Below are 13,114 nucleotides of genomic sequence, written 5' to 3' on the forward strand. Positions count from 1 at the left end.
CCGTTTTAAATTGTTTTAAAAATTTTTGAACGATAAATCATACCAATAAAAATAAAATCGCCACTACGGGCGATTTAGAGCGTTTTCACAGCCCCAGCAGGGCTGACCTATGCTTAACCTAGTACGGCTTTGCCGTGCTAGGCAGAAAACTAACGTAAAATCTTCTGCCAATAGTCCTGAACATCTTGCAAAATATCTTTCTCGTCCTGCGGTGTAAGCATTAAAAACGGACGAGCAGGAATATCCACCTTACGCCCACGACCAGCCCTTCCGCCAAATTGATGAATAGCCGCATAGGCTTCATTTGTGCCGACAATCGCAACATCTTTGTCATAATCACTGGTAATACTGCTCATCAAATTTTCAGTATCAACAAGCGGAGAACCATCACGATATTTAATACCCAACCAACGAGGACGACCACCAACATCAAAGTTAGTTAATACCGCAGACTCCATTGTGCCAGCGATATTTCGCATTAAACTCGCATTATTTTCCGTTTTGGAAGCTAATAGTTTTAAAGTTTTGATAATCTCGTCAATACCGTTGATTTGGATCTCAATCATTTTTTAATCTCAATTCTGTTGCTTTATAAAGCAAAGGGGTATATATTCGCCTAAGTACGCTATGTGTCGCAGGAAATCTTGGAAACTGCTAAACGAAGGCTATTGGAGCTGGGAAACATTCGTGGGGACACCGAGTCCCACCCATAGCGTATTAATCCATTCTAAAGGATTGCATATATATCTCTTTAAATTCTTCTAAAACCTTAATCACCGCCATATAACGCCGACCATTAATTGTCTTATACAATTCAAAATGTTTGCCTTTTTTACTCTTAATCTCTTCAGGTGAATGTAAAATTTCAGGTAATAAATTATATTCTTCTACACCAAATTGACCTTCACGATGAGCAATTTGTTTTATCAATGAATCGTCAGATAGCCAAACAGTTTTTAATTCTGTACCTAATACTGCTCTTGTTTCAGCGGTTAATACTCCAGCTGCAAATTTAAAATTCTGCTCTAGACCGTCTCTTAAGCGTTGCAAATAAGCTTCTCGTTCCGTTCTATTAAGAGCTTTATACTCAGACAATACAGGTTTAATTTGCTTTTCTAATCGATTAAAAGCCTGCCTAAACTCTCCCCCCACCATCTCCGCTTTCGCAAACTGATGTGCCAACTTTTCAGGGTACAAATCCAAATTTGGCTTATAACTCAAACGCCCCACATTATAGTCAAAACCTTTATCAGCGACTCGCACAGTACCATCAGGTAGTTTAAAACCAATGGTTTCTTCTTGATTACCTAATTTATCTTTCGGGCGTTTAGCTTTTACTAACAACGCTTCACTAGAGCCTACCTGTTCAATGCCTTTCCGTTTTAAATCACGCTCACTTAACGCAATCACCGTACAACGACAATTAAAACCATTTGGCGGATAAAATGTCGCCCAAAACGGATCGTCATAACGATAAATTTTCCCATTTAACGCTTGATGTGCAGGGCGAGTACGTTTATCACCCACAGCGGAATACTGCCAATATGGTCGATTATCCACATTATCCATATACCGCTGATAGCGAGCTGCAGAATATGCCTGTTGCATATTCGTGCGATAAATCGTATTTAAACGACGGGGTGTACCAAAATGTTCACCCGTTTTCGGATCAGCCAATAATTTACCATCAACACCACGACTAATCGCTTTATCGTGACCATAAACCCAGCCTTTCCGCTCTAAGTCGTCCACAAGCGTTTTTTTCCACGCGTTAAATGATTTACCTTCACGCCGAGCCTTTTCCATTGAACCATAAATATCACGAGTAATATCCAACTCCGTCAATTTGCTGATTGTCACCGCACGAGCCAACGCACTGTCATACAACTCTTTTTTAAACACCTTTGAAGCCAATAACTTCTTTTGGTGTAAATACTCAATCGCCGCTTTTGGTTCAAGCCCTAGCAGAAAACTAGCCTTCGGCATTTGCTGCCCCCAATAAATCTGCTAAAAAGAGTGCATTTGCTAAATATCGCTCTTGCTCTCCGCTTGTTAAATTCGGATAGGCTTCCGCTAATTTTTCCGCAGCTTCATCATAAGAGCTACACGCCATCACCACCGCAACTGCTTTCTTCACCACAGCATCTAATTGTCGATTAAAATCAGGTTCTACTAAGGCTTCATCCACCATTTCATCTAATGCATCTTGCTCTTTGATCCCTGTTTTAAACTGAGCTGAAAAGGAATGCACTCGCCCCCCACACCCACAAGGACAATCATCTTCCCCCCTTTGAAAAAGGGGGGCTAGGGGAGATTTTACAACCCTATCCGACAATCCGACCGCTTGTGTCGGCTGTGCTGCACGCCCCAACACCGCTTCACCCTCTTGAGCTTCAGGAATACCTAACTTATCCCTTGCCCAATTTGCAGGGATTTGTAGCCCAATATCCACCAACTTCGGTAAACTCTCGGCAAACAACGCCAAATCTGCAGGTTCTTTGGTGTCAAATTCAAACGTCGGAATACGAGTAGGATCGACATTCGGGAAATTAATCAACAAATACGGCAAAATAATTTGCTGAGTAAATGTCTGCCCCAATTGCTTCACATCTGAAACTAACAAATCTCGTCGCACTTCATTGTGTACATTACCAAGGGCATTCGTTGAGCTTTTACCGTCCGCCCCACTGGTTAAGGTTTGCCCCAAAATCAAACGAGCGATAGATTTTTCACACCAATCCACCATTTGCAAAAACGGATTATTGCCCGATGCTCCCCCAGCATTTGCCGCATTATGCAACTCAATACTCATCGACTCAGGCATAATGCCTGCCGCATTATGTCCGATTTCAGCTAACGCACGCTTGAGCGTTTGCTTCTCGTCTTTGGTTGCCCCTGCACCATATTTACCAATGCGAATCGGCATTCCATATAACTCTAAAAACTCTGCAAAGTCGTGGATAGAGTAGTGCTTAAACATATACAGCCACGCAAGCGTACGGAACAAGTTATTGCGTGCCGACTGTGTCGAGCGAGATTTGTGCGTATGAACCACCCACCCATAAGGGCGTAATGGTTCGCCAGTTTGATTTTGTGGGGTTTTAAGCAGTAAATTGTCTAACTTATCCCATTTAAACCACGACTGCGGACGGTGTATAAATGCATTCGGATACCACACCTTGCCATTAAATGCCCATTCAATTTCCAAAGCAGAAAAACCGTGACCGACAGCGTCCATACAGTCAATAATCAAGTCTTCAAGATTGCCGATCTGATAAAACAACTCATCAACTTCATCACGCAGTTTTTCTTCCGCAGGTGTCGCATTGCGTGGAGCTTGAATAAACCAATCTACCCCCAACGCCGCACGCTTACGAGTTTGAATATTCGCAAAAATTGCCGAGTCACGCTCTTCAATATCCATAAATAACTCGTGCTGGGCAGTAATATCCCCATTTTCCGCATCATCAAAAATCTGCTTCATCTTCGCAGGGGTAATAAAATTGCTAGGGTGATCAGACAACACCCGCCCTGTCGCTGTAATTTCGGCTAAATTGGTTTGTAATATCTCATTTTTAACGTGATTTAACTCTGTTTTAACTGGTTTATTTTTCTTACGCTTTGCCATATTCGCTACCTTCAAAAACAGCCCCGACGGGGCTGACTTATGCTTAACCTAGGGTGTAAGCCCTAGGATCAATGTCGCCACTTACTCCGATATTCCCAATCTTCATCATCTATCGACTCCCACTCAATCGGGGCAGACGCTGTTACCGCATTACGCCACAACATCTCTAAAGCATCAGGGCCGTCATCGTGATCCGCTTTTGGAAAATGTCTAAGCTGGCTCTCAAGGGTAGAGTGCGAGCGGTGGATTAAAATCAAACCGTTAGCGATATGCGGTTGTAAGCTCTCAATCCGCAACATTTTGTCGGTGTTAGGCTTAACCGCCATAGCTGGCACAGGTTTTCCACGTTGTGCCGAGCGTTTAACCAGCTCCGTCTGTAAAAATTCCTGAAACTGCACCGTTTCTACAAACCATTTATGGCAGTGGTATTGCGTATGTAGCCTAATCACATCTTCGATAATCAAATCAGGCAAACGCTTTTTAATTTGGGCTTCGACCACATATAACTTACCGCTTGCACGGTGATACCCCCCAACCAAAATCGCCGACGGGTCACGGCTTGCCCCTGCTTTCCCCATAGACGGGTCTAACGCCCCAAAATAAATCAAGTCATCAGGCAACTCCGTCCAGTATTGCAAGCTGTTGGCAAAAATCGCATCATCACCGCTTACAGGGTCGTTTTGATATTCCGAGTCAAATGCCGAGTGACCGTCTGATGCACGGATTTTCATCAATGCCAAAATCGGTCGAGCAAGCCACGAGACGACAGCACCTTTATCCATTTCCGCTTTATGTTGCTGGTAAAATAAGTCAGATAATGTGTCATCATCGCCCTCTTCTGAGAGGTAGATGTTCTCCCACTCGTCCCATAAAACCATATTATCTGGGTAACGCAAGATGGCTTTAAATCGGGCTTTACGCCAGCCTTTGGTACTTAAAACCCTATTTAATACGCTGTCGTAATGGAGGATGGTACCAACATAGATAACGTCAAACTTTTCGCCTGCAGCTCCAAGTTTTAACACTGCTTTTAAAATCCAATCGTGTAATTTATTGCGTTGCTCTGGCGTTTGTACTGACTCATCATTCTCAATATCGTCTAAAACAACCAAATCAGGGCGATAAGCACCATGACGACGACCACGGAGTTTTTGCCCCGCACCGACAGCCTCAACCTTTTGATTTTTACTGGTCAGAATAGCACCTGCACGCCACACCTTGCCCGCACTAAGTTCTGGGAAATCAATGCGTAAGCGTGGATTTGATTCAATCTCAACCTTAATCGCCTCAAGCATGCCATAAGCCTGTTCTTTTGTGTCCATGGCAATGATAATGTATCGTTTTTGGTCGGTGACCATGCACCAAAGCGGGAATAATTGAGTACAAATAGTGGATTTCGCCTCACCACGGGGAGCAGCAATGGCTTGGCGAACAGATTTATCCAAATCTACTACGGAGTCAGGTAACTGCTTAAACAGGTAGTCGTGTAGCTGAGATTTATGCTTAGATCGTACATAGTGTGGAAAATAGGCTTGTACAAAGTATTCAAACCCATAAATAGGATCTAAAACCTTTTGACGACGTTCGCAAATAGATTGTGGTTTATCGTCCCACCCTTCAAAACTAGCTTCTATGTTTTGTTGTAACTGTCGTCGTAACTCTTCTAGCTCTTTTTCAAATTCTTTAATTTTCATGGGCTATACACAAATTGCGATAAATAATAACCAACCCCAACCGTCTGCACCGCTGAGCATTAGTTTTATTGCACCAACAATACAAGCAAGTTGCACAATCCAACGGAAATAGTAATGTTTATGCACGATAACTTGTTTTTCTTCGCTCATTACTTAAACTCCTTTTTAAACTGTATTTCTAGCTCGTCTAACATTTCTAAAAAGTCTGGCAATAAATGTGGCTTCTTGGTCTTGACGATATTTGCCATCATCTCAATCGCACGCATAGCGGTTGCTATCGCACTCGTTTCAGGCAATAACTTTTTACTCGATGCCGTCATTTTGGCAAACGAATCAGCCAGAGCAGATAATGCTTCAACCTTTTCAGCTGTTGTCATCTCTTGATTTTGCTCAAGCTCAGTCATCAAGGCTCGGTACTTAATCAAAAAACCAGCTAACAAGCCTTGAGCGATACTCTCAATGCCACCACTTGCCATAACTTGCACATCACGGGCTTTATCCCAATTGTCTCCGTTCTTCTCGGCATTGGCTTTCCAGCGGCGAGCCGTTCCGAACGACACACCAGCACGCTCTGCAGCCATTTCAAGGCTTAATCGGTCAAATACATAAGCCTGTCTAACCGTTTTTTGTACTTCAACATCGTGTGCCATACACCCTCTACATACCAAATTTCAAGCGTAGTAACTCAAAACCAACAGCGATAATGCCACCACCCACACCGCCAGCAATCACTGCATCACGGCGATTTTTACGAGCCATATCATCAACTAACTTTTTCGTAGCGTGGACTTCTTTCTGCAAGGCATCAATTCGCTCATTTTGCGAGTCAATCTTCTCATTTGCTGACGTAACCGCTTCTAAAATCAGGTCTAATTTTTCAGAATCTGTCTGTTTTTGCTTTCTGCGACTCATTGTTTGTCCGCCTTTTTATCTAATTTTTGATTAACTTCTTTTAGCCCTTCCAAAATATCATCCAGCTTCTCTTTTAAGCCCTTATTGACTTCTTGAGCCAGCTCCTTAGATTGATATTTCTGCTCAATTTCTTGCTTCAACTCTTTAATGTTTTGTTCATTGCGGCTAATTCTGTCAAAAATCACCTTGGCACTAAAAGCAACAAGGGGAGCAACCACAAAAGAGACCAACATCTGAAACAGCTTCTCATCAATCATAACGCCCCCGTTTTGCTCGACCGACAGGGGACTGATTGCCTTGCTTAACTGCCATTTTTAACAAATCACGACGAGTAGCAACGGCTGGTTTCTGTTTTCTAAAAACACGCTCACACCACCAGCTACGGAGCTTTTTGAATAGTTTTACCATTACAAATCTCCTCATAGGTCAGATTGTGAGCCAGCACTTGACGCTTCGTCTCCGTCGTATCTTGACGACTTGGGTAAATCAGCCCGAATGCCGTGCAACCTGTCGTCGTCACGGAAGTAACCGTGGGCGTGCAACCGCTGATCAACAGTGGAAGCATTGCTACGCTTAACATCATCTTGATTTTTCTGCTTAATTTGTACATTTTTGATCTCCGTTTTTTGAGCCTGAATTTCTGCCTGTTTTTGGGCGTTTTCTGCGGTGAGTTGCGCATTTTTCTTACGCTCTCTCGACACTTGCCAACTTTTATAACCAACAAAAGAGACAACTGAGCCTGCAAGTACGGCTAACGGAATAATCTGGTCAACAATCATTCTTTACCTCCACGATTTAACGCATTGGCAAAGCCTTTTGTCGCCACGCCACCACCGCAAAATAAAGCAAATACTGTAAACAGCTCCGCCACATTGGCACGGTCTAAATAAACCGAATAAGCCAAAATCCCTGCCATGAGCAACGCCCCGAAAAACTGGATAAACGCCGTTGTGGATAAGCGTCCGTTATCGTTTGTGATTAATTCTTTAAATTTCATCTTTACCCCTTAAATAAATGTTCTATATTCACAACTTCTTCACTATCCAACCACGCCCACACATCAAAGCAAGGGCAATCTTTCACCCACTCATTCGGGGCAATAGTGCCATCACCATTACGATCAGGACTTAAATCCCGATGTCCATAAATCTTCGCATTCGGGTATTTCGCTTCAAGATCACGCAGTAAACGGTGTAATGCGTGCCATTGTGCTTCGGTAAATTCAGCGTGATTTTTGCCACTTGCCGTAATACCACCTACCACACAAATCCCGATAGAGTGGAGATTGTGACCTTTAACGTGAGCGCCCATTTCGCCAACTTGACGACCTGTTTCAACAGTTCCGTCCACATCAATCACAAAGTGATAACCAAGGTGTTCAAGGTGAGAATTAAAGGTTTTCACCGCCCCCGCCAATCGTTTAAAGCCTCGTGGCTTATGCCAACTGTCAATCACTTCAGCAGATGATTTGCCCGATTGATTTAAACTTTTACCATTACGAGTAGCTGAACAATGGATTACGATTTTTCTAATAGGAAAGGTCATAAAAAAAGCCTCTTTAAGCGATACTTAAAGAGACTTTAAAGGATTTATCCTTGTGTTGAGAGTGGCAAGCCTTCAACGCTAGAATAGCGTGGCTTGTGATGATTGCTGTTCTTTTATCTTTGCCTGCCGCACAATTTCCCACCCTGTTCGCCATGTAATATCAAACTGCGGACAAAGCTCTACCATTGCCATTCGCCCACTAATATTACGAGACTGCATTTCACAAAATGCTGCATAAAAACGCTGATTACGTAAAACTTTTAATGCCTTATCACAACGCGGAATATAAATCTCATCTCGTCCATAGTGATGTAGCAACTGATTTGCAAGATCTTCCCCAACAACATTTTTCACTTTTTCAAAATATCGCGTGGATTCCCCTGCCAACCAAAACGAGCCACCACCCAATTTACGCACAAGCTTCTCAGTCGCAGGCATGCCAATAATATCCACCATTTCAATCATGCTCTGTGGTAAATAATCAACAACTTGTTCAAATTCACTCATATTGTCCCCCCATAAAGATTTCCCCATATTGTCAGGCACTTTTTTCAAAAGAGTGAACATTTTGCAAAAAAATTTAGAAAAAGACCACTTGCCAGGGAAGCCTAACAAGCGGTCTTAAAGTTATGAATGTTTACAAGAACATTGTGGAATAGGGAATGGGCGTTTTTTCGCTTTCACAACCACCCCAGTATCAGCGTGCTTGAAAGACCAGCGAAAAATAATAGGACAAACCATCCCACAATGAGAACATATGGTTGTAGCCATAGGTATTTCCCTATAAAAATGGGCTTTACCTAAACTTTAGTCTTTACTTAAAGTGAAAAAATAGTTACTATTTAGCCACTTTCTATGCCAAGAAAGACTAAAGAGAACCAATAAGCCCTTTAAAATGGCTCTTTTGTTCCATTTAAGCCCTAAAGGTTGCAGCCTTTGGGGCTTTTGTTTTGATATAGCATCAAAACAAAATCATTCTACGATCAAATTTCAAACAAATCAAGAAATTGATCGTCAAAACCTATCATAAAACGCCCAGAATAGCCCATAGTTGCATTTTTATCAAAATTTAATGTTTAGCTTAAGCTAAAGGAATAACTCGCTTAAAATCGCTTAAATTTGCAAATTATTTTGCATAACTATTTTTTGAACAACGTTCTTTTTTCGTCTTTTTTCGTCTTTTGCACCATAAATAGCATAATTATTCAAATTTAAAGCATAAAAAAAGAGCCACGGCGTGGCTCAATTATGCGCAACCCCGTACGCTTGCGTGCGGGGGATAAAAAGATCGGCAGTTAAGCAACCTTCAAATTTAGAATGGAAGTAATCTTACTTGGTATTTACCATTTTGTTCATCTATTACATATTTAATAGCGGTTGGAAATGGAAATTTATCGGGAATAGAGTGCATCTCTACTTGAGCTTGACAAAATCTCATATTCTTTTCTTGCTGATAGCCAATTTCAGAAATATAAGTCAAACCTAATATATCAAATTTTCCTGCATAGATTTCCGCATTCATTTTAGTAACCATTTCAACTGTCTGTTTACTATCACACTTAGGAAGTCCAAAAAAATCTTTACCCCATTGAGACCACGCCATATAACCCAAAAACGTAAGCCAAATAAGTAATTTACCAAATGCAGTCCAATTAAAAGTTGAAACCTGAACACTCTCCTCCTTCGTTTCACCTTCAGGCTGAGGAACAGTATCAACAACAATAGATTGCTCAATTTCTGTAGGCTTAACAGCTTCTTCTGTAGCATTATTTTGTTGTTTTCTTTGTTCATTTTCTTCAATCATCTTAGACACATTTTCTTGATGATTTTGAATTTTCTTAAAAATAGACGAGAACATTGTAAATACTCCTATCTTAAAAACTATCTGGAAGACTACCACAAAAAAGCCCCGAATGATCGGGGCTATGCAAAAAATTTTGTAAATATCAGGTTCTTCGCCCATTTCGATGGGCATTAACCGCCAACATCTGCACAATTTTAAAAATCTGGTCTGTCGTACACCATTGCAAACGCTCAATACCAAACGACCGCTTGCAGATAGCGTGGACATAATGCCAAGACTTACCACTACTAGCGATAAAGGCTTCAATCTTTCTAATATAACTTTGACGCACCTCATCTGCATTACTGGCTGTCGGGCGTTTACCATATTGTTTCGATTTCACCTTAAACCCTTTGGCACGCATACCTTGCAACACAATCATCAACTCAGAATCCGTCATCATTGAGCAACTAGGCTTATCCACCAACTCCATTAAAAAGAGCTTATAGGCTTCATCACTCATCTTCAGCTCATTCTTCCCAATATGGATTTTCTGTATCATCTGTTTACGCGTTTGTGCGTACATTCTCTTTCTCCTGTTGCCACTGTTTCCAATCCGCAAAGCCGTGTAAATTCACACATTCACCTTCGCCCCTTAACCGAACCAAGCGATCAATGTACTGAATATTCGCTGTCCGATTATCGCTTTTTGCCCTTTCCTGTGCTTCTTCACCCGAAAGCACCTGATTATTTTCTTCCGTTCTAACCACCGCAAACTGAGGCTTCACGCTTTCATACACTTTTTTCAGGTAATTATGATTGCTCAACGGCTCAAATTTGCCATTCTCACGACGATTGCGTCGCACCTGCTCAACCGTATCTGCCAACGCTTTTGCCAAAACATTAGAGCAAGGGTAAAGCTCCAACAAACTTTGCAAAATCCGCAACGCACGCCCATTGCTCAAACTACTTTTTGCAGGTTTAAATAGCCCCAAATATGCCACCGCAGGACGACCACAACCAGCGGTCATTTCGGTGATCGTTTTAAGTAACTCTCGCCCCGCATCATCTTCAACTAACGCCTCCAGCGTTAAATCTGAGTGACAAATCGGGCAACGACACAATTTCATTTTGTACCTCCCTAAGAAAACAGAGATAAACGCTGTCGTTTATCTCTATTCTCTCAACCACCGCCCCAAGTGCTTTTACGATTTTATTTAGGCTCTGCCGATAAATATTGAGTGGGGCGGTGTGAGTGGTTTTTTAGTGGTTACATAGATTCCTCCTTGTCTTTCAAATCATCTTCGTCAAAAATAAGGGAACTCTCAGTATCAAACCGATAGCAAACACTAACCCAGTAAACTTCAAAGGATTTACTACCTTTCTCTCTTATCGCAAGGCAAACTCCTTCATCTTCTTCATAAATCTCCCAACTAGAATAATTCTCCGCTAGGATCTCTTCAGCGACAAAATCAAGCACAGTATGAATACTTTCAAAGTCTTCCCATTTTTCATCTTGGTTCTGCTCAAATATTTCTTCTTTACTTGGATCATCATCGCAATCCAGCTTAATGTATTCGTATTTATGCATACTATTTCCCCACCACTTAAACAAAACTCTCTAACTTCGTTTCCCCTGTAAACTCCAGCACTGTAGCACTTGCAATTTTGAGTAAGGCATTAAGCTGACCTTCAAGGTATTCCGTTAAAATAGCGTGCTTATGTGCTTCTCTTGTACCGTTTAACTGACGAGCAATATCGGCATATTCGGTAAAACGCATTGAACGAATTTTTAAATGTTCGTCCAACTTAAAATTTACAATAAACGCTTCTTCGCTTTCGTAACGCATCGCCATAGATTGCACACGAAAACCATTTTGTAACGCCCCTAACGCTTTTTCCTTGCCGTCTAACGTATCCAAATGGCGACAAGTCAAAAACTCTTCATTGTCGTTTGCTAACTTACGCAAGGTCGCTTCGTGCTGAAAATGTAGATATTTAAAAAGCGGTTCACCTTTTTCCAAAAATTTAGTCAATTTAGTGTTTAAGCCCAGCTTTTCATCCGACACAACAATGCTTTTAAAACCTGCAAGTTCAAACAATTTAATCAAATGGTTCAACGCTAAACGACTATGCTTAGAGCGGTTATTTGTAAAAAGTAGCTCTTTTTCAGGGCAGTAAAACACATTGACTAATTCACTCGAAAATGGCACAACTTGCAGTAAATGAGCTTCGGCAGTTTGTCGCCACTCTTTATCAGTATTCGGTACAATCTTCGGCAGTCTTTCATCTCGAAGTGATTCTGATTTTTTCAGCTCATAAATTTTGGCTGAAAGTAACTCTTTAGTAACTTTTTTAAAGGTTGTCCGCAAAGTAAAGAACAACCCATTATCCAGTTCTAACACTTTCGTATTTGTCATCGGATTTTTGACTAATTCAACGGTGGTATAGCTGTCCGCAGGCTCAAAAGTTGCGCTTTCTAACACTTCTTTCACATTGTCCACAGGGAACTTAATGCTGTGAATGTTGCATTGTGTCATCTGAATAAAATCACTGTTTTTCATTTTAGTTTTCCTCTTGGTTAGTTGATAATCTAAGCTTCACTCTCTGGATTTGCCCAGCTACGTCCATCAAAACCACGCCAGCCAGTGCAAAATCGTCCATTTCGACTAATTCCGTCGCCCCTTGTAGCTTTTCAATCAAGTCATACAAGCGATCTTTTATTTGCCATTTTTCGCTATCGGTCATCATTTGCCCCTTAAGCTCTTTTCTCGCAGAACTCGTAACGGCTTTCACACCATTTTTGGTTAAGTGGATTAGTCGCAAACTTTAACGCCTTATCCCACGCATCACTCGCCTGTAAATACTTGCCTTCACGCTCAAGCTCCGAAGCAAGCTCGCTAAAATACTTAAACCGCTCACGTTGGAGTGCATTTGGTTTCTTTTTCATTTCTTTCCCCTTATGGTTAAAACACATTATGAACGCCCCTTAAAATCGGGTTTAAAGAGCGTTTAAATGGGTTTTAAGCGACCTGCTCAAACGGCTTAATCACAAAATCTTCCACGCCTTGCTTAATCGTCACCCCAGCAATCCCTTTGGCGACTTCAGGCTCAAGCAGTAGGGCTTCTTTGTTGATCTCGTTTTTGGTACGAATAAAGCGGTCAAAGCCCATACGTTGCATAAACTCAAGCACCGCATCTGCACCACGAATTGCCACCGACGGCGGACGTTGTCGCCATTGCACTTCGCCTGTCACAAAGTTAGCGGTTTTACTCTTGCCGTTTTCCGTCAATTCATCACGGTGAGCTTCACAGTATTCCTGCACCGCTTGCTGTAACGGCTCAATCTCTGCCTGTAAGCGTTTCAACTCAGGGGCGTAACGCTCACTGGTTTCGCCGATAATATCGTTCATCTCCGTGGTTAAACGGGTATGTTCACGACTTAAATCGCCGATCTCTTTAATTGCACTTTGCACTTGCTCTTCCGTGGTAAAACGCAGTTTTGCTGGTTGTTTTACTCGGGTTTTTGTTGGTTGTTTTGCCATTTTCTTA

21 protein-coding genes are annotated in these 13,114 nt (G+C 41.8%); all 21 read right to left on the reverse strand.

The window, feature by feature from the left end; genetic code table 11:
• Positions 1 to 149: 149 nt before the first annotated feature.
• Entirely contained in the window at positions 150 to 566 is a 417-nt protein-coding gene (locus C5N92_RS10695; RefSeq protein ID WP_111750833.1) for a phage virion morphogenesis protein, read from the reverse strand.
• 151 nt (positions 567 to 717) lie between these two features.
• The gene (locus tag C5N92_RS10700) at positions 718 to 1,986 is read right to left on the reverse strand and encodes a phage minor head protein (RefSeq protein ID WP_111750834.1); all 1,269 of its coding nucleotides are present in this window, start codon (positions 1,984 to 1,986) and stop codon (positions 718 to 720) included.
• Positions 1,973 to 3,628, reverse strand: a complete 1,656-nt coding sequence (locus C5N92_RS10705; RefSeq protein ID WP_111750835.1) for a DUF935 domain-containing protein — start codon at positions 3,626 to 3,628, stop codon at positions 1,973 to 1,975. The genes C5N92_RS10700 and C5N92_RS10705 overlap by 14 nt, the downstream gene beginning before the upstream one ends.
• Before the next feature lie 68 nt (positions 3,629 to 3,696).
• Positions 3,697 to 5,322, reverse strand: coding sequence for a phage terminase large subunit (gene terL / locus C5N92_RS10710; RefSeq protein ID WP_111750836.1), 1,626 nt, complete (start codon positions 5,320 to 5,322; stop codon positions 3,697 to 3,699).
• Between the two features lie 3 nt (positions 5,323 to 5,325).
• Complete coding sequence (locus C5N92_RS11275) at positions 5,326 to 5,472, reverse strand: hypothetical protein (RefSeq protein WP_165827758.1); 147 nt, start codon at positions 5,470 to 5,472, stop codon at positions 5,326 to 5,328.
• On the reverse strand, positions 5,472 to 5,972 hold the full coding sequence (locus tag C5N92_RS10715) for a DUF1804 family protein (protein WP_111750837.1): 501 nt from the start codon (positions 5,970 to 5,972) through the stop codon (positions 5,472 to 5,474). Before C5N92_RS10715 ends, C5N92_RS11275 begins: the two co-directional genes overlap by 1 nt.
• 7 nt (positions 5,973 to 5,979) lie before the next feature.
• On the reverse strand, positions 5,980 to 6,234 hold the full coding sequence (locus tag C5N92_RS10720; RefSeq protein ID WP_111750838.1) for a hypothetical protein: 255 nt from the start codon (positions 6,232 to 6,234) through the stop codon (positions 5,980 to 5,982).
• Positions 6,231 to 6,491: a hypothetical protein gene (locus tag C5N92_RS10725; RefSeq protein ID WP_016057764.1), complete on the reverse strand. Its 261-nt coding sequence runs from the start codon at positions 6,489 to 6,491 to the stop codon at positions 6,231 to 6,233. Before C5N92_RS10725 ends, C5N92_RS10720 begins: the two co-directional genes overlap by 4 nt.
• Positions 6,484 to 6,642 (reverse strand): hypothetical protein, encoded by a 159-nt coding sequence (locus C5N92_RS11280; protein ID WP_165827757.1) that lies wholly within the window; start codon positions 6,640 to 6,642, stop codon positions 6,484 to 6,486. Before C5N92_RS11280 ends, C5N92_RS10725 begins: the two co-directional genes overlap by 8 nt.
• A gap of 11 nt (positions 6,643 to 6,653) precedes the next feature.
• Positions 6,654 to 7,013: a DUF2681 domain-containing protein gene (locus tag C5N92_RS11450; RefSeq protein WP_111750839.1), complete on the reverse strand. Its 360-nt coding sequence runs from the start codon at positions 7,011 to 7,013 to the stop codon at positions 6,654 to 6,656.
• Entirely contained in the window at positions 7,010 to 7,231 is a 222-nt protein-coding gene (locus C5N92_RS10735) for a DUF2644 domain-containing protein (protein ID WP_111750840.1), read from the reverse strand. The genes C5N92_RS11450 and C5N92_RS10735 overlap by 4 nt, the downstream gene beginning before the upstream one ends.
• Before the next feature lie 2 nt (positions 7,232 to 7,233).
• Positions 7,234 to 7,779 carry an N-acetylmuramoyl-L-alanine amidase gene (locus C5N92_RS10740; RefSeq protein ID WP_111750841.1) on the reverse strand — a complete coding sequence of 182 codons (546 nt, stop codon included), beginning with the start codon at positions 7,777 to 7,779 and terminating at the stop codon, positions 7,234 to 7,236.
• Positions 7,780 to 7,857: 78 nt separating this feature from the next.
• Positions 7,858 to 8,286 (reverse strand): Mor transcription activator family protein, encoded by a 429-nt coding sequence (locus C5N92_RS10745; protein ID WP_161494264.1) that lies wholly within the window; start codon positions 8,284 to 8,286, stop codon positions 7,858 to 7,860.
• An 805-nt stretch (positions 8,287 to 9,091) separates the two neighbouring features.
• Positions 9,092 to 9,637, reverse strand: a complete 546-nt coding sequence (locus C5N92_RS10750) for a hypothetical protein (RefSeq protein WP_161494263.1) — start codon at positions 9,635 to 9,637, stop codon at positions 9,092 to 9,094.
• Positions 9,638 to 9,725: 88 nt separating this feature from the next.
• Positions 9,726 to 10,148, reverse strand: a complete 423-nt coding sequence (locus tag C5N92_RS10755) for a gp16 family protein (RefSeq protein ID WP_038514644.1) — start codon at positions 10,146 to 10,148, stop codon at positions 9,726 to 9,728.
• On the reverse strand, positions 10,129 to 10,692 hold the full coding sequence (locus C5N92_RS10760; protein ID WP_111750844.1) for a hypothetical protein: 564 nt from the start codon (positions 10,690 to 10,692) through the stop codon (positions 10,129 to 10,131). The genes C5N92_RS10755 and C5N92_RS10760 overlap by 20 nt, the downstream gene beginning before the upstream one ends.
• A 140-nt stretch (positions 10,693 to 10,832) precedes the next feature.
• A complete protein-coding gene (locus tag C5N92_RS10765) occupies positions 10,833 to 11,153 on the reverse strand; it encodes a hypothetical protein (protein ID WP_111750845.1) in 321 nt (106 codons plus the stop codon).
• 16 nt (positions 11,154 to 11,169) lie between these two features.
• A complete protein-coding gene (locus C5N92_RS10770) occupies positions 11,170 to 12,126 on the reverse strand; it encodes a hypothetical protein (RefSeq protein WP_111750846.1) in 957 nt (318 codons plus the stop codon).
• Position 12,127: 1 nt separating this feature from the next.
• Positions 12,128 to 12,313, reverse strand: a complete 186-nt coding sequence (locus tag C5N92_RS10775; protein ID WP_111750847.1) for a hypothetical protein — start codon at positions 12,311 to 12,313, stop codon at positions 12,128 to 12,130.
• Between the two features lie 7 nt (positions 12,314 to 12,320).
• A complete protein-coding gene (locus C5N92_RS10780; RefSeq protein ID WP_119863517.1) occupies positions 12,321 to 12,512 on the reverse strand; it encodes an ANR family transcriptional regulator in 192 nt (63 codons plus the stop codon).
• A gap of 73 nt (positions 12,513 to 12,585) precedes the next feature.
• On the reverse strand, positions 12,586 to 13,107 hold the full coding sequence (locus C5N92_RS10785; protein WP_111750849.1) for a host-nuclease inhibitor Gam family protein: 522 nt from the start codon (positions 13,105 to 13,107) through the stop codon (positions 12,586 to 12,588).
• Positions 13,108 to 13,114 lie beyond the last annotated feature (7 nt).

It is taken from the genome of Glaesserella australis, from assembly GCF_003260095.1.
GTDB lineage: Bacteria > Pseudomonadota > Gammaproteobacteria > Enterobacterales > Pasteurellaceae > Glaesserella > Glaesserella australis.